This is a genomic window from Brevundimonas aveniformis DSM 17977 (assembly GCF_000428765.1).
GTDB classification, from domain to species: Bacteria; Pseudomonadota; Alphaproteobacteria; order Caulobacterales; family Caulobacteraceae; genus Brevundimonas; species Brevundimonas aveniformis.
Window position 1 is genome coordinate 289,641 of sequence record NZ_AUAO01000003.1, and the last position, 17,678, is coordinate 307,318.

At 64.6% G+C, this 17,678-nt stretch carries 18 protein-coding genes and 3 tRNA genes; 11 read left to right on the forward strand and 10 right to left on the reverse strand.

Annotation, left to right across the window (positions count from 1 at the left end):
- Nucleotides 1-8 precede the first annotated feature (8 nt).
- A complete protein-coding gene (locus G391_RS0109960) occupies nt 9-830 on the reverse strand; it encodes a septal ring lytic transglycosylase RlpA family protein (RefSeq protein WP_156893920.1) in 822 nt (273 codons plus the stop codon).
- Between the two features lie 93 nt (nt 831-923).
- Here G391_RS0109960 and G391_RS0109965 point away from each other — a divergent pair.
- Nucleotides 924-1,013, forward strand: a tRNA-Ser gene (locus G391_RS0109965).
- A gap of 243 nt (nt 1,014-1,256) precedes the next feature.
- Here the strand turns inward: G391_RS0109965 and G391_RS15630 are convergent.
- Nucleotides 1,257-1,637 (reverse strand): hypothetical protein, encoded by a 381-nt coding sequence (locus G391_RS15630; RefSeq protein WP_156893921.1) that lies wholly within the window; start codon nt 1,635-1,637, stop codon nt 1,257-1,259.
- Between the two features lie 63 nt (nt 1,638-1,700).
- Nucleotides 1,701-2,930, reverse strand: a complete 1,230-nt coding sequence (locus tag G391_RS0109970; protein WP_035304252.1) for an NAD(P)/FAD-dependent oxidoreductase — start codon at nt 2,928-2,930, stop codon at nt 1,701-1,703.
- A 60-nt stretch (nt 2,931-2,990) separates the two neighbouring features.
- Here G391_RS0109970 and G391_RS0109975 point away from each other — a divergent pair, with 60 nt between their 5' ends.
- Genes G391_RS0109975 through G391_RS0109990 form a run of 4 tightly spaced genes read left to right on the forward strand, consistent with a single transcriptional unit; the run spans nt 2,991 to nt 7,616 of the window.
- Nucleotides 2,991-3,902, forward strand: a complete 912-nt coding sequence (locus G391_RS0109975; protein WP_029087391.1) for a dihydrodipicolinate synthase family protein — start codon at nt 2,991-2,993, stop codon at nt 3,900-3,902.
- Nucleotides 3,903-3,910: 8 nt separating this feature from the next.
- The gene (locus G391_RS0109980; protein ID WP_029087392.1) at nt 3,911-4,909 is read left to right on the forward strand and encodes a 4-hydroxyproline epimerase; all 999 of its coding nucleotides are present in this window, start codon (nt 3,911-3,913) and stop codon (nt 4,907-4,909) included.
- The gene (gene ligA / locus G391_RS0109985) at nt 4,909-7,224 is read left to right on the forward strand and encodes an NAD-dependent DNA ligase LigA (protein ID WP_035304254.1); all 2,316 of its coding nucleotides are present in this window, start codon (nt 4,909-4,911) and stop codon (nt 7,222-7,224) included. The genes G391_RS0109980 and ligA overlap by 1 nt, the downstream gene beginning before the upstream one ends.
- A 17-nt stretch (nt 7,225-7,241) precedes the next feature.
- The gene (locus tag G391_RS0109990) at nt 7,242-7,616 is read left to right on the forward strand and encodes a VOC family protein (protein WP_029087394.1); all 375 of its coding nucleotides are present in this window, start codon (nt 7,242-7,244) and stop codon (nt 7,614-7,616) included.
- On the opposite strand, the gene G391_RS15230 is transcribed toward G391_RS0109990, so the two are convergent.
- Both G391_RS15230 and G391_RS0110000 read right to left on the reverse strand, forming a co-directional pair.
- Nucleotides 7,605-8,603 (reverse strand): DUF2272 domain-containing protein, encoded by a 999-nt coding sequence (locus tag G391_RS15230; RefSeq protein ID WP_051257288.1) that lies wholly within the window; start codon nt 8,601-8,603, stop codon nt 7,605-7,607. The two genes, G391_RS0109990 and G391_RS15230, sit on opposite strands and share 12 nt — an antisense overlap.
- Nucleotides 8,588-10,399, reverse strand: a complete 1,812-nt coding sequence (locus tag G391_RS0110000) for an aminopeptidase P family protein (RefSeq protein WP_029087395.1) — start codon at nt 10,397-10,399, stop codon at nt 8,588-8,590. Before G391_RS0110000 ends, G391_RS15230 begins: the two co-directional genes overlap by 16 nt.
- Before the next feature lie 125 nt (nt 10,400-10,524).
- Between G391_RS0110000 and G391_RS0110005 the strand changes: the two genes are divergently transcribed.
- Nucleotides 10,525-10,707 (forward strand): hypothetical protein, encoded by a 183-nt coding sequence (locus G391_RS0110005; protein WP_029087396.1) that lies wholly within the window; start codon nt 10,525-10,527, stop codon nt 10,705-10,707.
- 17 nt (nt 10,708-10,724) lie between these two features.
- Here G391_RS0110005 and G391_RS0110010 read toward each other — a convergent pair.
- Nucleotides 10,725-10,798, reverse strand: a tRNA-Gln gene (locus G391_RS0110010).
- 154 nt (nt 10,799-10,952) lie between these two features.
- Between G391_RS0110010 and G391_RS0110015 the strand changes: the two genes are divergently transcribed.
- The 3 genes from G391_RS0110015 to G391_RS0110025 all read left to right on the forward strand — a co-directional run bounded on the left by G391_RS0110015 (nt 10,953) and on the right by G391_RS0110025 (nt 12,716).
- A tRNA-Pro gene (locus G391_RS0110015) sits at nt 10,953-11,029 on the forward strand.
- Between the two features lie 45 nt (nt 11,030-11,074).
- The gene (locus tag G391_RS0110020) at nt 11,075-11,686 is read left to right on the forward strand and encodes a TIGR02466 family protein (protein ID WP_029087397.1); all 612 of its coding nucleotides are present in this window, start codon (nt 11,075-11,077) and stop codon (nt 11,684-11,686) included.
- A gap of 70 nt (nt 11,687-11,756) precedes the next feature.
- Complete coding sequence (locus G391_RS0110025) at nt 11,757-12,716, forward strand: DUF4349 domain-containing protein (RefSeq protein ID WP_169719105.1); 960 nt, start codon at nt 11,757-11,759, stop codon at nt 12,714-12,716.
- Nucleotides 12,717-12,751: 35 nt separating this feature from the next.
- On the opposite strand, the gene G391_RS0110030 is transcribed toward G391_RS0110025, so the two are convergent.
- Nucleotides 12,752-13,630: a branched-chain amino acid aminotransferase gene (locus G391_RS0110030; protein ID WP_029087399.1), complete on the reverse strand. Its 879-nt coding sequence runs from the start codon at nt 13,628-13,630 to the stop codon at nt 12,752-12,754.
- Nucleotides 13,631-13,718: 88 nt separating this feature from the next.
- Here G391_RS0110030 and G391_RS0110035 point away from each other — a divergent pair, with 88 nt between their 5' ends.
- Both G391_RS0110035 and G391_RS0110040 read left to right on the forward strand, forming a co-directional pair.
- Entirely contained in the window at nt 13,719-14,423 is a 705-nt protein-coding gene (locus G391_RS0110035; RefSeq protein WP_029087400.1) for a response regulator, read from the forward strand.
- A gap of 26 nt (nt 14,424-14,449) precedes the next feature.
- Entirely contained in the window at nt 14,450-15,799 is a 1,350-nt protein-coding gene (locus G391_RS0110040) for an ATP-binding protein (protein ID WP_029087401.1), read from the forward strand.
- A gap of 243 nt (nt 15,800-16,042) precedes the next feature.
- On the opposite strand, the gene G391_RS0110045 is transcribed toward G391_RS0110040, so the two are convergent.
- The 3 genes from G391_RS0110045 to G391_RS0110055 all read right to left on the reverse strand — a co-directional run bounded on the left by G391_RS0110045 (nt 16,043) and on the right by G391_RS0110055 (nt 17,672).
- Nucleotides 16,043-16,831 carry a pyrroline-5-carboxylate reductase family protein gene (locus G391_RS0110045; RefSeq protein WP_029087402.1) on the reverse strand — a complete coding sequence of 263 codons (789 nt, stop codon included), beginning with the start codon at nt 16,829-16,831 and terminating at the stop codon, nt 16,043-16,045.
- 4 nt (nt 16,832-16,835) lie between these two features.
- Nucleotides 16,836-17,339 carry a type III secretion system chaperone family protein gene (locus G391_RS0110050; RefSeq protein ID WP_029087403.1) on the reverse strand — a complete coding sequence of 168 codons (504 nt, stop codon included), beginning with the start codon at nt 17,337-17,339 and terminating at the stop codon, nt 16,836-16,838.
- A gap of 63 nt (nt 17,340-17,402) precedes the next feature.
- On the reverse strand, nt 17,403-17,672 hold the full coding sequence (locus tag G391_RS0110055) for an accessory factor UbiK family protein (RefSeq protein WP_029087404.1): 270 nt from the start codon (nt 17,670-17,672) through the stop codon (nt 17,403-17,405).
- Between the last annotated feature and the right edge of the window lie 6 nt (nt 17,673-17,678).

The window sequence follows — 17,678 nt, forward strand, 5'->3', positions numbered from 1 at the left end:
CGGTCGAATTATTGTGCACGAACTAGGATTGCGTCGAGCAGCCCCTGCCCGGCCAGTGTTGAACGTTGGCGCTCGGCCTCATGGCGGCCTGTCCAGGGGCCGATGAGCACCCGATACATCCGACGGCCCCCGACCATCGTTTCCTCGACGCGGGCGCGCGCCCCATCGAATCGACGCCGGAAGGTTTCGGCATTGCTTCGGCTGGCAAAGGTCCCGGCCTGAACAAACCAGGGGTCGGTGTCACCGAAGTCATTCTCCGTATCGGGCCTGGGGCCTGTCTGCCGGGCCGGACTGGCCGGTTGGCCTGTTCCGCCGCCCTGGGGAGCCTGTCCGATGTATCGAACCCTGACCTGCGCCAGACCCTGGTTGCGAATGCCTAGGGCGTCTGCGGCCCCGCGAGACAGGTCGATAATCCGGTCGCCGACGAAAGGACCGCGATCATTCAGTCGTACGACGATGCTCTGGCCGGTTTCCAGATTGGTCACCTCGGCCAGAGAGGGCAGCGGCAGGGTCCTGTGAGCGGCGCTTATGCCGTTCATGTCGTAGATTTCGCCCGTCGCGGTGGGGCGACCGTGAAAGGCATCGCCGTACCAGCTGGCCGTCCCCGTCTGGTCATAGCTCTCGTCGATGACCGGCGTGTAGGTGCGGCCCCGGATGACATAGGGCCGCAAAGTGCCCCGAACGAAGGGGGCCGGATCGGCGATGGCCGTATGGGATCCGCTTGCCCGATCTGGCACCCGGACTGGTGACGGCGCGTCGGCGCGTCCACCACACGCCACCAGTCCGCTCGACAGAACGGCCAGCACGAACATGGGAAGACGGCGTGACATGACCGGACCTTTCGCAACCTGATTCACGGAAATCATGCGCAGGTTATTTTCTGCTTTGGTTAATGCGCCCCTGCCCTGCTAAGGACGCCGCGAGGACAGGTGGCCGAGTGGTTTAAGGCAGCGGTCTTGAAAACCGCCGTAGGTGGAAGCCTACCGTGGGTTCGAATCCCACCCTGTCCGCCAGCCCCGCGGCCTGAACTAACGAGCCCACATTGACGCAAGACTCGCGCGGCATGCCGCGCGTGCGGATCGAAGTCTGCCCGTCCGCCACCAGGCATCCCTCGTGTTGACGACCCTCGTTCGGCGATAGGGGCACGCGGCGCAATAAGGTGCGCCATCGCAGTTGGGAGGCGGTGATCGAATCCCGGTACGCTTGAAGCCCGCATTCGTCGAGCATCGCCCTGAGACGAGAGCTGATTAAGGTCGCTAGGTTCCTGCCGGCGCAGGGTCAGCCGGCATCTGGTGTCCTGCGTGCGGGTCGACCGGAGGCGTCGCCGCCACTGGCTCGGGCGGAGGGGCCACAGGTGTCGGATCAACGGCAGGCGCGCGCCCGGCTACCGTCGGCTGGCTGGATGTGGCGGCATCATTCTCAGTCGCTTCTGGTTCCTGCGTCGTCGCCGGTGTCGGCCGGGCCGGTGGCGTGGCCGCCGGGGCTTGAGTCGGAGCGGCAGGCTCAGCAGCCTCTCCCACCGGAACCGCCTCGGGTACGTCGTCATCCTGCCAGCCACCCGATCCAAAGGTTGGATTGGCATCGCCGCAAGCGACCAACGGAACCGCCAAGGTCAGGACTATGATGATCGCGCGCATGGGAATCTCAAACTCGGCTGGAAGGGCGCCAAATTAGCGCCCGATGGGGAGGTCTGCCAAGGCTCAGGTTGAGAAACGGTCGATGTTCAACCCATCCTCGATGCCGAGGCCGTCGGTCAGGGCCAGGACTCGCTCGGCGGTGATCGCCGACAAGGTGACGCCCAGATGCTGATGCCCGAAGGCGTAGAGGATCGAACTGTTCGGCACCGCGCCGATCGCCGGCACATAATCCGGCAGCGTTGGCCGGCTCCCCATCCATCGCTGGTGATTGTCCGGTACATCCAGTCCTGCGGCTCTGAGGCGCGCGACCAGACGATCCCATTTGCGCGGATCGGGCGGACTGTCAGGGCGTGCGAACTCGACATAGCTGGTGGCCCGAAGGCCTTCGGCTTGCGGGGCCAGGACGATCGATTGTCCGTCCAACACCGCCGTTGGCAGGGATTGCGGCCAAGCCGGGGCCGAGAATTGAACCGAATAGCCGCGCTCGGCAATCAGAGGCACGACAGCCCCCACCATCCTCATCAGGGCCGTCGATCTCACGCCCGCCGAAATCAAAACCCGGTTGGAGGACAGCCGAGTACCGTCAGCGAGCTCAACCTCCCCATCGGCAGACAGGCCAATCACCTCGCCGCACAGGCGCTGGCCTCCGTTGGCCTGAAAGGCCGACAGGAGAGCTGTCCGAACCGCCTGGGGCGACGTCAACCGCGCCGTCCCCCTCACCCGTAAACCGGCGACGGGCGGACGATGAAGAAGGACTCGCCCGTAGGCCTCAAGATCGCGTACCGACAGAGGCTCAAGCGTACAGTTGCCTGTGTCGGTCCTCATCCACTTCGACTGACCGCTCCGGGCTTCCTTGTCGTTGGACCAAAGGACGGCGTGACCGTCCTCGATCAGCATCTCAGCAGCACCCGCCGCATCTAGGAGGTGACGCCACGCCAGGACGGCAGGAGCCATCAGCCGGTGCAGGACACCCCGTCCGCGGGCAAACGTCCGGGGACTACAGGCCCCGATGTACCGCGCTGCCCATGGCATCCACGCGGCTGAGTCAGCGAGCCGGAAATCGAGGGGACCACCCGCCCCAAACAGCATCGAGGGCGCGTTTCGAACCGTCTCCCACGAGGCCAGGGGCTCGACCTGCTCGACCGCGATATGGCCTGCATTGCCGAAACTGGCGGCACGATCATCAGGTCCGGGATCAACCAGGGTAACGACGAAACCGGCCGTCTGCAGCCGAAACGCACAAGCGGCCCCGACCATGCCGGCTCCGACAATGATAACGGTGCGGCTTGCCACCTAGGAATCCCCTCCAACCCCATCGTATAGGGAGAGAAACGTCGGCTTGGGAGGCCTGTCTTGAAACTGTTGGAACGAAACGCCTGGAAAGGCGTGTATCCGGCCGCAACGACCCAGTTCGCCGAAGACCTGTCGGTTGACATCGGCGCGACGCGGCATGTGCTCGACAATCTCATCCGGGATGGGGTGCATGGCCTAATTTCGCTCGGCACTTGCGGTGAGAACAACTCACTTGAAGCTGATGAAAAGAGAGCGGTTCTGACGGCCGCGGTTGAGGTGTCAGCCGGTCGCGTCCCGGTCATTTCCGGCGTTTCGGAAATGACGACGGCGCGTGCGGTTCGATTTGCGCAGGATGCCGAGGCATTGGGCGTTGACGGCCTCATGGTCCTGCCGGCGATGGTCTATGTGCCGACCCTGGACGAACTGGTGGCCCACTTCACGGCGGTGGCGCAGGCAACCCGTTTGCCCATCATGATCTACAACAATCCCACCGCGTACCGGGTTTCGGTCGGCATGGATGCGCTGGAGCGGCTGGCCGAACTGCCGAACATTGTGGCGGTCAAGGAATCGGCTCCCGACACGCGCCGTTTCACGGACCTGATCAATGCCTTCGGCGACCGCTTTGTTCTGATGGCGGGCCTGGATGACGTCGCCCTCGAGGGCCTCATCCTTGGGGCAGAGGGCTGGATTTCAGGCCTGACCTCGGCATTTCCGGCAGAGTCGGTCGCCCTTTACGATGCCTTCGTCGCGGGCGACCTGCCGAGGGCACTGGAGATCTATCGCTGGTTCATGCCGCTGCTGCATCTCGATGCCGAACATGATCTGGTCCAGTCCATCAAGCTGAGCGAGCAGATCATGGGGCGTGGCTCCGAGCGGGTCCGGCCCCCTCGCCTGCCCCTGAGTGGCGCGCGCCGCGCCGAGGTCGAGGCCATGGTTCGCGACGCCGCCGCTCGCCGTCCGGTCGGAGCGTAGAACCGCTGATGCGCCACGTCTTCTCCTGTCTGGACGGGCACACGGCCGGCAATCCGGTCCGACTGGTGATCGGCGGTGCACCAATTCTGACAGGAAGGTCGATGAGCGAACGCCGCCAGGATTTTCAGGCGCGGTTCGACTGGATTCGCACGGGTCTGATGTTCGAGCCACGCGGCCACGACATGATGTCGGGTGGATTTCTCTATCCACCGTGCGATCCCCAGGCCGACATCGGCATCCTGTTCATGGAAACCTCCGGCGTTCTGCCGATGTGCGGACACGGCACGATCGGCATGGTCACCTTTGGGCTGGAGCAGGGCTTGATCCAGCCTCGCACGCCCGGTCGCTTCAAGGCCGAGGTTCCGGCTGGCCTGATCGAGCTGGAATATCAAATGGTCGCGGAACGTGTCCTGTGGGTGCGGATCACCAATGTCCCGGCCTATCTGGCAGCCGAGGGCATCACCATCGAGGTGCCGGACTTCGGCCCGCTGACGGTGGACATCGCCTACGGTGGAAACTTCTACGCCATCGTCGAGCCCCAGGGCCCCTACACCGGACTGGACGCTCTGGGGGCGGCGCGGATCATCGACCTGTCACGCAGCATCCGTCGCGTCCTGCGCGAGACAATCGAGCCGGTTCACCCCTTGAACGCAACCATCCGTGGCGTCAGTCATGTTCTTTGGGCCGATGCGCCCAAGGGTGAAGGCGCAGATGGTCGCAACGCCGTCTTCTATGGCGAGCGTGCGATAGATCGCAGCCCGTGTGGAACCGGAACCTCGGCCAGGCTGGCCCACCTGCACGCCAAGGGTCGCCTCAAGGTCGGGCAGACCTTCGTGCATGAGAGCTATATCGGCAGCCGGTTTATCGGGCGGGTTGAGGCCGAAACCCTGGTGGGCGAGCGGAGCGGCATCGTACCTTCCATTCAGGGGTCCGCGGTCATGACCGGGTTGAGCACGATCTGGATCGACGAAGATGACCCCTTTCATGCCGGCTTCACGGTGACCTGATGCGGCCAGTCCGGGACCTGACCGAGGCTGAGGCCCGCGAGGAACTAGCGACGCTGGCGAGCACGCTCTCGCGTCACGATCTGGCTTATTATCAATCTGATGAGCCCGATATCTCAGATGCGGAATATGACAGCCTGAAGCGACGCGCCCTTGAGATCGAGGCCGCCTTCCCGGCCCTGACGAGCGCGGACAGTCCCTCTCAGATCGTTGGTGCCGCCGCCTCGAACCAGTTCGCAGAAGTCCGCCACGGCGTGCCCATGCTGTCGCTCGACAATGCGTTCGCCACCGAAGATGTCGCCGACTTCGAAGCTCGCATTCGCCGGTTCCTGAACCTGCCTGCGGCCGATGTCATCGCCATTGCCGCCGAGCCCAAGATTGACGGCCTGTCGGCGTCGCTTCGCTATGAGGACGGTGTTCTGGTTCGCGGTGCGACGCGGGGCGACGGCAAGACGGGCGAGGATGTGACCGTCAACCTGCGCACCATCGCGGACATCCCGGAACGTCTGTCGGGATCCGGCTGGCCGGAGGTGATCGAAATCCGCGGCGAGGTCTATGCGCCTAACGATGCTTTCGACGCCTTCAACCGCGCTGCCGAGGCCGCCGGCCAGCGGACCTATGCCAACCCGCGCAACTTTGCCGCCGGATCGCTGCGCCAGAAGGACCCCGGCATCACGGCTCAGCGGCCCCTCAGATTCTTCGCCTATGCCTGGGGCGAGACGTCCGAATCCTTCGCCGCGACGCAGTCCGAGGCGCTGGCGGCCTTCGCCTCCTGGGGCCTGCCGGTCAATCCGCGCTCCGAGCGCGTTGAAGGCGCGGCGGGCCTGCTGGACTATTACGCCCGGCTCCAGGCAGATCGCGCCGGGCTCGGCTACGATATCGACGGCGTCGTCTACAAGGTCGACCGGCTCGACTGGCAGTCCCGGCTCGGCTTCGTCGCGCGCAGTCCGCGCTGGGCCATCGCGCACAAGTTTCCCGCTGAACAGGCGCAGACGGTGCTGGAAGGCATCGACATCCAGGTCGGACGCACCGGCTCCCTTACCCCCGTAGCCCGCCTGCACCCCGTCACGGTCGGCGGCGTGGTCGTGCGCAACGCCACCCTGCACAACGAGGACGAGATCGCCCGCAAGGATGTTCGCATTGGCGACACCGTCATCCTCCAGCGCGCCGGCGACGTGATCCCGCAGATTGTCTCGGTGGTGCCCGATAAGCGCCCGGCGAACGCCGAGGCCTACGTCTTTCCGACCCATTGCCCGGTCTGCGGCTCCGAGGCCGTCCGCGAAGAGGGCGAAGCCCGCCGTCGCTGTACCGGCGGTCTGATCTGTGATGCTCAGATCGTCGAGCGCCTGAGGCACTTTGTCAGCCGGCGTGCCTTTGACATTGAAGGGCTTGGTGAAAAGCAGATCACCGCCTTCCATGGGCGTGGCTGGTTCAGGGAGCCCGCCGACATCTTCCGCCTGGCGCGCGACGCTGAACGGTTGGATCAGCTCAGAGCCGAGGACGGCTACGGTGACACCAGTGTCGGCAATCTGGTGGCCGGGATCGACGCCCGGCGCACCATCGCCCTGGACCGGCTGATCTTCGGCCTCGGCATCCGAGAGATCGGCGAGCAGACCTCGCTGTTGCTGGCCCGTCATTTTGGCAGCTGGGCCGCCTTTGCCGAGGCCGGTCTGACCGCCAGCGAAGGCGTGCCGTCGCCGGACTGGCAGCGCCTGTCCGACGGCCACCGCGTCTCCGCCCGCGTGCTGTCGGCCCTGGCCGGGGCGAACTTGGCTGAGGCCGATCCATGGCCCGATGCGCCCATCGACCAGAAGCTCAGCCTCGCCTTCCCCGGCCTCGCCGCACCGGCGCGCCGCGCGCTGGCCTTGCTTGCCGACGACTGGATCGGCATTCGGCGTCTTGCCCAGATCGCCCGCGATGAAGGCCCGTCCGAGACGCTTGGCGAGATCGCAGGCATCTCCGGCGTCGGCCCGGTAGCCGCCCGCGCCGTGGCCGAGTTTTTCCACGAGCCGCACAACCAGGCCGTGGTCCAGGCCCTAGTCGATGAACTGACGACCATCGAAGACGCCGAACGCCCCCAGGCCGACAGCCCCGTCAGCGGCAAGATCGTCGTCTTCACCGGCAGCCTAGAACGTTTCACCCGCGACGAGGCCAAGGCCCGCGCCGAAAGCCTGGGGGCCAAGGTGTCAGGATCGGTTTCGAAAAAGACTGACTATGTCGTGGCCGGGCCCGGTGCTGGCTCCAAGCTGGCCGAGGCGCAAAAGCATGGCGTGACGGTCTTGACCGAAGACGAGTGGCTGGCCCTCATTGGCGGCTGAGACAAGGAGAGACGATCATGGCGGTGACCGGCATTGGCGGCCTGTTCTTTCGGTGCAAAGACCCAAAGGCCCAGGCCGAATGGTATCTGACCCACCTCGGCGTCGGGGCACCCGAAGGCGTCTGGATCTGGAACCAGCAGGCCGGCCCGACGGTATTCCAGCCCTTCAAGGCCGACAGCGACTATTTCCCCGCCGAACAGCAGGCGATGCTGAACCTGCGGGTCGACGACCTCGACGGCCTGATCGCCAGTCTGCGCGCCGCCGGCATCGAGGTGATCACCAAGGAAGAGTGGGACGCCCACCCCGAGATCGGCCGCTTCGCCCGCATCCACGACCCGGAGGGCAACGCCATCGAGCTGTGGAAGCCTGGGACGCCGCCGTCACAGGCCTGACAGGGCGCGGATCGTCGGGCTGTTGTCCAGCGCGAGCGGCTCGACCGGGTCGGCCTGGAGGCTGAGGTGCGCGAAGAACACCCGTGCCCCAGCCCGGTCGTCAGGTCCCATCGGTCGCAGATGCCCGCCCTCGCTGTCCGTCAAGGGCAGGACGGTCAGACTGACCCCGTTGACGACGTTGCCGCCGATGACCGCCGCGGTCCTGGCCTCGATGTCGACCCGAACGACGATGTCGCAATGTAGCGGGGCCTGGGTGCCCTGGTCTTGTCGTCGATCCGCCAGCGTCCGATAGGTCCGGCCCCCGCGCGGATTGCACAGCAGGTCGCCGGGATGCAGCGCCACCTCACCGACATCGTAGGCCATGTATGCGGCATCCGCGTTCTGGCCGTCGCGGGCCTCGATGGCCTGATCGACATAGCGCCAATGGGCGATGTCACGACGGAACTGATCCATGTCGCCCAGGCCCGCCTCGCACATGACCCAGCTCACAAAGGCCGCCGACCAGGGCTCGACCCACATGATGTCGCCGTCACCTTCGCGCCATTGACGATTCTGACGCTCGACAATGCGGGGGCCGTCCTCGGTGGCCGACCAGTAGCCGGCGATGGTCTGGTCCATCCGGCGTTCACTCTCCCAGGCCCCGAAGCGCAGGTTGTGCCGCGCAGACCTTGGAGCTTCGAGGACCGGGTTGGCGGTATCAGCCACGACGCCCTCTGGAAGCCGACGTGTCTCGACCGGGCGAAGGTCAAACGTCTGAAACCCGAACGCCCCCCACTCCTGGGCGGCAATATCGACGATACGCCGCCGGGCCCAGGACGTCGGGCCGACGCGACAGCCGCGCTGAATGACCTCAATCGACCCGCGCTGCCCGGTCACGCGGTCTGACGGCGGAATCACATCGAACGCTTCGCGGGGCAGGCGAGGCAGACTCTGAGCCTGCGCCGCACCGGCTCCAAGAGCCACCAGAAGGGCTAGAGCGGTGCGCACGCGGTTTCCAGCCAGGCCCGCGCCTCGCCGTCCATCAGCGGCCCGACCTTGGCCAGAACCTCGGCGTGATAGGCGTCCATCCACGCCCGCTCGGCGTCGCTCAGCAGCCCAACCTCGATCAGCCTGCGATCAATCGGAGCCATGGTCAGGGTTTCGAACCCGAGCATGGGGCGCTCTCCCCCCTCGATGGGAGCCGCTGCAGTCACGACCTGGAGGTTCTCGATGCGGATGCCCCAGTGCCCTTCCTTGTAATAGCCGGGCTCGTTGGACAGAATCATGCCCGGCAGCAGCGGCTGGGTGTTGGCCGCCTTGGCAATGCGCTGCGGCCCTTCGTGGACGCCGAGATAGCTGCCGACCCCGTGGCCGGTTCCGTGGTCATAGTCGAGCCCGGCCATCCAGAGCGGCAAGCGCGCCAACACGTCCAGTTGTGTCCCGGTGGTGCCGGGAGGGAAACGCACGACCGACAGGGCGATGTGTCCCTTGAGCACGCGGGTGAAGCGGTTCTTCTGCTCATCCGTGGGGGTGCCGATGGCCATGGTGCGGGTCACATCGGTCGTTCCGTCCAGATACTGGCCACCGCCGTCGACCAGCAGAAGTGAGCCCTCCTCTACCCGTCGGATGGTGCGCCTTACGGGGCGGTAGTGCGGCAAGGCTCCGTTCGGGCCAGCCCCGGCGATGGTGTCGAAGCTGAGATCCTTGAGGGTCCCGGTCGCCTCGCGGAATCCTTCGAGCACGGTGACGACCTCGTCTTCGGTCGGCAGGTCGTCCTGGGCGGTCGTGGCCACCCAGTGCAGGAAGTTGGAGAGCGCCGCGCCGTCACGAATGTGCGCCTGGCGCGATCCTTCGATTTCGACCTCGTTCTTGGCAGACCGCGGGAGAATGCAGGGATCGGCCCCACGGACGACCTGGGCTCCTGCACGCTCCAGTTCGTCGAAATACCAAGCTGACGACTGTGCGGGGTCAATCAGGACCGCCTGCCCCTTCAGCGCCTGAAGGGCCGCCGGCAGGGCTGAGGGCACCTGCAAGGCCACCTCGTTCCCCAACCATGTGGCCAGACCATCCGTGACCTTGGCTGGATCGAGGAAAAGCCGCGCGTGCCCATCCTTGTCGACAATGGCCTGGCCGAGCGGAAGTGGGGTACGAATCACATCGCCGCCACGGACATTGAACAGCCAGGCCAGTGATGACGGTGCCGTCAGAACGGCGGCGTCGGCCCCTGCATCCGCGATCATCCGACCGATCCGGTGCCTTTTGGACTCGCTGCTTTCGCCGGACAGGTCGTCGGGGTGCGGCACGACGGGGGCCTGGGGCTGGGCCGGTCGATCAGTAGCCCAGGCGAGGTCGATCGGATTGGCCTCGACAGCCTTCAAGGTCGCGCCGGCCTTCTGCGCTGCCCGTGTCAGGTGAGCCAGGGCGGTAGGGCTATGCAGACGGGGATCATAGCCGATGACCGCGCCCTTGGCCTGACCTTCGATGAAGGCCGGCGGCCCGCCCTCCACCAGGTCGAGATACTCGAAGAAGGCGGGATCGACCTGATCGCGAACCTGAACCGTATAGCGGCCGTCGGTAAAGATCGCTGCGCGGTCCTTCATCACCACGGCGGCACCGGCCGAGCCGGTAAAGCCCGACACCCAGGCCAGACGCTCATTGGCCTCTGGCAGGTATTCGTTCTGATGCTCGTCCTCGTGCGGCACAATCAAACCATCCAGGCCCTGCTTGTCCAGCTCAGCCCGCAGGCGCGGCAGATGCCGGGATGCGAAAGAACGGTCGGCGGCTTCTTCGAAGGACTGTCTCATGCTGCCGACTTAATGCGCCAAACCGTCGAAAGCAAAAGGGGGCGCGACACCCTGTCCTCTCCAATTTGGCGAACCATTCGCGTTGTGATGGATTATTGATCGGCAGACGACAGGGAGATCGCCCAATGACAGCCCCCATCACTCCGCTTGAAGCCCTTGAAGGCCTGGTCGGTCGTCTGGCTGGATCAGGGTTCACCGACGGCAGGGGCCGTCCGCTTGAGCGCACGGATGCATTCCGTACGGCCATGGCTGTTCTGGATGATCGAATGCCGGTTCACGATCCGAAGCGTCGATCCGAGGCACACTAGTTGTCGAAGAAGGTCGGTGGCTGGGGAACTAGGACTCGAACCTAGAATGACGGTACCAAAAACCGCTGTGTTACCATTACACCATTCCCCAGCAGGTCCGGCGCGTCCCGGCAATGCCGGGGAGCGGGCGAGATAGCCGAACCTCACACAGCTTGCAACACGCCAAATGAGGCGCTTGCCCAGGATAAGGTGCCCCGCTATAAGCCCGCTTCCCCGCGCGGTGCCCATCTCCGCCCGGGTCAAGTCGGAGTGTGGCTCAGTCTGGTAGAGCACTGCGTTCGGGACGCAGGGGTCGGAGGTTCGAATCCTCTCACTCCGACCATTTTCTTTCCCGCCAATTGAAACGTCGGATGCTATGGCTCAGGCCATGACGACGCGCGCCCTGTTCCCGACCCTGATCTACGAATCGCCGCTGGCCGATGGCCCTCGCGCCGATGTCTTGTGTGACGAATTGGAAGCCGCCTGCCTCGATCTGGCGGAACAGGACGGTGCCGGCCTGGAGTGGAGCGAAACGCATGGCTACGCCGGCTACACCTCCTATGCGTCGCTGGATGATCTGCCGTTACGGCATCCTGCTTTCGGGGACCTCAAGCGCCGCCTTGACCATCATGCCGCTGCCTTTGCCCGGGATCTCGATTTCGACCTGGATCGCAAACCGCGCCTAGACAGTTTGTGGGTCAACATCCTAGAGCCCGGTGGAGCCCACTCCGGTCATATCCACCCGCACAGCATCATATCGGGTACCGTCTATCTGGCCGTGCCGGATGGAGCGGCGGCGCTCAAGATCGAGGACCCTCGCCTGGCTTCGATGATGGCGCGGCCGACGCTGTTGCCTGGAGCCTCCGAAGATCGCCGACCGTTCGTCTATCTGACGCCGACGCCCGGCAAGGTGATCATGTGGGAGAGCTGGCTTCGTCACGAAGTGCCGGTCAACCGCGCCGATGATGTCCGCATTTCGGTCAGCTTCAACTATCGCTGACGAAACCTGACGGGCCGTATTGATGCCCCATTGGCCCGCCAGATCACGGAAACGTGAACAGGAGGGTATGATGCTTAGAGCCGGAATGATCACCTTTGCGGCTGCTGCTGCGTTGCTCGCCGCGTGCGACAACGGATCGGTCTCTGACCAGGCTCAGGGGCGGTCCGTCGATGCCACCAGTCAGGCTGAAGTGGCGGCAACTGAAGTCGCCGCCGTGCCACCGGACATGGCTTCCGCGTCTCCCAACGCCGAGGCAACGCCCCCCGGAGACGTGCCTGACGCGGTCCTGCCCCAGTTGGCCTATGCCTACGGCGTCACGATTGAAGCACCCGCCGATGAAGTCGCCGGTCTGGCCGCGCGCCACGAACAGGCCTGTATCCAGGCCGGCCCCCAGGTCTGCCAGGTCATCGGCTCATCAACCCAGTCCTTTGGGCAGGATGAACGCCACGCGACACTTGAGCTTCGTGCCGAACCCGGTTGGCTGAGAACCTTCCGCAACGGGTTGGCCCAGGACGCAGAGGCGGCCGGCGGTCGGATCGCGGACAGCAGCACGACATCCGAAGATCTGACCCGCGCCCTCATCGACACCGAGGCTCACCTCAGGGCCAAAACGACCCTGCGGGACCGCTTGCAGACCATGTTGGCAACCCGCGACGGGAACCTGCAGACAGTACTGGAGGTCGAGCGTGAGCTGGCACGGGTCCAGGCCGAGATCGATTCAGCTAACTCTACGCTGGAGATGATGCGCGCACGCGTGTCGATGTCCCGCCTTACCCTCACCTATCAGTCGCGTGGCGTCATGGCTCCCGACAGTGCGACTGCTCCGCTGGCTTCGGCCCTGAACAATGCCCTGGGCATCTTCATGACCGGCCTGGCAGCCATCGTGACCATCCTGGCCTTTGGCCTGCCCTTCCTGATCATTGTCGGCCCTGTCGTGTGGTTGAGCCTTCGCGCGGCCAAACGTCGGCGCGAACGCCGAGCCGCCGAGAGACGGCGCGCGAATGAAGCCGCCCTCTCCGATCAGACGTGAGGTGATCGCCGAGGCGAGGTTGCGTTGGAGACTTGTCAGAGCTGACGACGGACCAGCCGACCGTAGTCTTCCATCAGGCCCAGGGAGAGGTCACCCGGCGTGAAGCGGTATTCGCCAATCTCCGATACGGGCGTTACCTCGGCGGCAGTTCCAGTAACGAAACACTCCGAGAAGCCAGCCAGCTCCTCAGGGCGAATATCGCGAACCTGGACTTCGATGCCTTTGGCGCGGGCCAGCTCGATGACGGTCTGGCGCGTGATTCCATCCAGGATGGCGTCAATCCGTGGGGTGTGCAGAACGCCGTCCTGGACGAAGAACACATTGGCTCCGGTCGCCTCGGCAATGTAGCCGCGCCAGTCGAGCATCATGGCGTCGGAATAGCCCCGCTTTTCAGCCGCCATCTTGGCCATGGTACAGATCATGTACAGACCCGCGGCCTTGGCTGTTGACGGTGCGGTCTGGGGGTCAGGGCGACGCCACTTGGCCCATTCGATCCGAATGCCCTTCCTCTTGGTTTCAGGATCGAAATAGCTTGGCCATTCCCAAACCGCGATGGCGATGCGGGTCTTGTTGTGGAAAGCCGAGACGCTCACCTGCTCAGGCCCCCTGAAGGCCACGGGACGGACGTAGCAGTCGTCGAGTCCCATGCGTTCGCACGTCTCCTTGCAGGCGGCGTCGATCTCCGCCACGCTGAAGGGGATTTCAAACTCAAGGAGGTTGGCGGAGCGGTGCAGGCGTTCAGTGTGTTCGGTCAGCTTGAAGATTTCTCCGGCATACATCCGTTCGCCTTCGAAAACCGAGGAGCCGTAGTGAAGCGCATGCGTCAGCACATGGGTTTTCGCTTCGCGCCAAGGCACAAAGGCACCATCCATCCAGATCCAGCCATCCCGGTCATCAAAGGGAACGAAGGCCATTGATCTTGATCTCCTGTCGGCGGATTGAGGCTCTGTACGGCGCGGTTAGACGCTGTGCAGCCCCACGGGTCAAGTTGAGGATAGCCCCATGAGCCAGGCGGGTTCTGGAGCCGCGCAACGCCATCTTTTGGTGGTGGATGACGACGACCGGATTCGTGACCTGCTGAAGCAGTTCCTGTCGCGCGCGGGTTTCCGCGTGACGGGTGCCTCGGATGGGGCGGCTGCCAGGCGACTGGTCAGCCTGATGGATTTTGACCTGCTGGTACTCGATGTGATGATGCCGGGTGAAGACGGCTTTTCGCTGGTCAAATGGCTTCGAGGTCAGCCCGGCCTCGGTGGGGTGCCTGTGCTCATGTTGACCGCGCGCGGGTTACCGGCGGACCGGATCGAAGGCCTATCGCTCGGGGCGGATGATTATCTGGCCAAGCCCTTTGAGCCGAAGGAACTCCTGCTCAGGATCGAGGCGATCCTTCGCCGCGCGGGTCCGCCCGCGGGGGTCCAAAAGCAGATCAGACTGGGGGCCTGTGTCTTCGATATGGAACGCTCCGAACTTTCTCGGGACGGCCTGCCGGTACGGCTAACCGAGGCGGAGGCCCAACTGCTCAAGACGCTGGCGCTGAGCGCCAACGCGCCCGTCGAACGTCACAAGCTGGCCTCGACCGAGGCCGATGCGGCCGGACGCGCCGTTGATGTTCAGGTCACCCGGCTTCGACGCAAGATCGAGGTTGATCCGAGAACACCGCGATACCTTCAAACAGTTCGTGGCATTGGCTACATGCTGGCCCCGGACTGAGTGGACACGTGAACGCCTCTTCCCCCATGCGCCTGTGGGCCCGTCTTCTGCGACGGCGACTGCCGACCTCGCTGTGGGGGCGAGCGTTGCTCATCATCGTGCTGCCGATCGCCCTGATGCAGGTGGCGGTGACCTGGGCCTTCTTTGAGGCACATTGGGAAACGGTAACGGCGCGCCTCTCGGAAGGCCTGGCGGGGGATGTCGCCTGGGCCGTCGACAGCTATCTGGACGATCCCTCCCCGGCCCATCTGGCGGAGATTACCGAGCAGGCTCAGATCATGCAGCTTTCGGTGGCCCTGCGTGAAGGCAGCACCTTGCCGACACGCGATCGGCCCGCCTTCTTCGTGGCCCTGGACAGATCCCTTGACCGCGCCTTGTCGGTACGACTGGATCCGCAGCCGTTTTGGTTCGATACGACCCGTTACCCGAACCACGTCGAGATTCAGGTTCAGGTCGACGCGGGTGTCCTGAGGTTCATTGCCCCGCGCGAGCGGGCCTTTGCGACCCGTGGCCACATCTTCATTCTGTGGCTAGGTGGGGCGACTGTCCTGCTGACGGCCATTGCCATCCTTTTCATCCGCAATCAGGTCCGTGCAATCGAGCGCCTGGCGGATGCGGCCGAGGCGTTCGGGCGGGGGGAAGACGACGTGGCCTTCAAGCCGCATGGAGCCCGCGAGGTCCGGCAGGCTGCCCTGGCCTTCCTGGATATGCGCGAACGCATCCAGCGCCACATAGACCAGCGCACCGCCCTGCTCGCTTCGGTCAGCCATGATCTTCGAACACCGCTGACCCGTCTCAAACTCGAGCTGGCCCTGGCTGACCCCTCGTCATCGATACAGGCCATGTCCAACGACCTGTCCGAGATGGAGCACATGATCGACGAATATCTCGCCTTCGCCCAGGGCGAGGCCGGCGAGGTGGCGGAGGCTATTAGGGTTGAAGACCTGTGCGAGGCCGTCGCGCTCAACGCTCAGCGTGCCGGTGCCGAGGTCACCCTTGATCTTGAACCCGGCCTGACAATCACCGGGCGCGCCAACGGTCTGCGGCGCGCTCTGGCAAACCTGGTGGACAACGCAGCCAGCCACGGCCGGACCGTACAGATCAGCTCCCGTACCGTGTCGGACGCTGTCCTCGAGATCGTCGTCGAGGATGACGGGCCCGGCCTCTCGCCAGATCTGTATGAGGAGGCGTTCAAGCCGTTCTCGCGACTCGATGAGGCCCGAAACCAGAATCGGAAGGGCGTTGGCCTCGGCCTGGCCATCGCGCGTGATATCGCCCGCGCCCACGGTGGTGATGTCGAGTTGAGCGGCTCAGACCTCGGGGGGCTTAGAGCAGCCCTATGTCTGCCTCGACAGCGGCGCGTGGATCAACCATAGAGGCCCGATGGGGCTATCCAATCTTGTTGCCGGAGCGTTTCGCGGGGCCGCGGTCGCCTTCGAGCCGTTTAGCCACCCCTCTGTCGAACTGGTCAGGAACCTGAATGCGAACAGCGTCCGGGATCAGACGGCGTGTCGCCCTTTCGGACGCAACAGCGATCAGGGACATCGCCAAGCCACTTGAAAAAGCCGGCCTGTTCGAAGCCTCAATTCCTGAGCCAAGTTCAGGTCGCAACCGGCTGTTTAACCGCCGAGACTAAGCTCCTCCACACGCTCAAGGCTGGCGGCAACCGTTCGGTCCAGGAGCTGCGTCAAACTTGGCTCCAGCACGCGTAAACCAGCCTCGGTCGTGCCTCCGGGTGACGCCACCTCCGCGACAAGTCCATCGGGGTTAGGCTGCATCTCGAGCTTGCCGACGGCTCCGGCGACGGTCGCCAACGCCAGATCAAGCGCCTGTTTGTCCGTGAGTCCGCGCGCAATCCCGGCTCGGGCGAGCGCACGCACAAAGGCGTAGGCGAAGGCTGCTCCTGAGCCAGACATGGCCGTCGCCACATCAATCTCGGCCTCGCGCTCGACCGGCACGAGTTTGGCCAAGGGGCCGAACAACCGCTCGATGGCGTCCCTGGCCTGCGAGGTCGAACCCCAGGTCGCTGCTACGCCCCTGGCCTGAGAGACGGCGGTGGTCGGCATGACCCGGGCTATCGGTCGATGCCCCCACACCTCGGCCATGGCATCGGCACGAACGGCAGCCATGACCGAAATCAGTGTGGCACCAACTGGAACCTGCGAGGCCAGGTCTTCGGACACCGCCCGCCATTTCGCCGGCTTGACCGCCAAGACAACCGTTTCGACGGACGACATGTCACGGGGGCTTAGGTCTGCCCCGTCCGCGGCGGCCGCGTCGGCAACGGCCTTGCGCGAAGGCGTCAAAATCCCGATTTCGGCCATGGGAACCGACCCGGTCAGCTTCCAGCCCGACAGGATAGCGCCGCCAAGCCGGCCACAGCCGACAAGAAGCGTGCGAACAGACACGACCTCAGGCCGTGCCGACAGTCTCGAACATGCAGGCGTCGAGCGCCTGCACCGGGCTCTTGGCTCCGCGCAGGAGGAAATCGAACGCCGGATGGAAGCGATCCGCGGTTTCCACCGCGGCGTCAATCATGGCCGCCGCCTGCGCCAGCGTCGGGCGCTCGCCGCCGGGCAGCGACAGGGCATGTCGGAACACGATCTCTCCATCTTCAGTCCATATCTCGAAATGGCCCAGCCAAACCCGCTGGTTGATCAGGGCCACAAGCTCATGCAGGGCGGCGCGCTTGGCCTTGGTCGCGCGCAAATCGATCGAACAACAAATCTGGAGGCAGTCGCCTTCGGGCCGCCAGGCGAACCAAAGCTCGTAGTCTTTCCAAGATCCCGCGATCGAAAACGCCAGATCTCCGTCGCCTATCCGGTCGAAAGGCAGATTTTCGGCGACCAACACATGCTCGACAATATCCAGGGGATCGTGCGGAGCCTCAAATTCTTCAGCCGTGGGCGCGTCCATACTCGATCCTCTCAGGCGACTCAGTCGCCGCAACGAAACAGTAGAGGGAATGCGAGATTCGGCTCAACCGGCTGCGTCCTTCGGGCGAGCAGCCTTGCGTGCCGTTCCCGTCTTCGGGGTTTCCTTGATGGCGTTGAGTTCAGCGCGCAGGGCCGAAATTTCAGCTTTCAGGGCCTCGAGCTCGTCCTTGCGGACCAGATCCATTTCGACCGCAATCTTGTCGGCCTGGGCCCGCATTGCGGCCTTGGCCTCGTCACCGGCAGCCTGGGCAAGGCCCATGGCACCGGTGGTGAGCCTGGCAAATTCGTCGAACAGGGGGCTCTTGGTATGCAACGGACT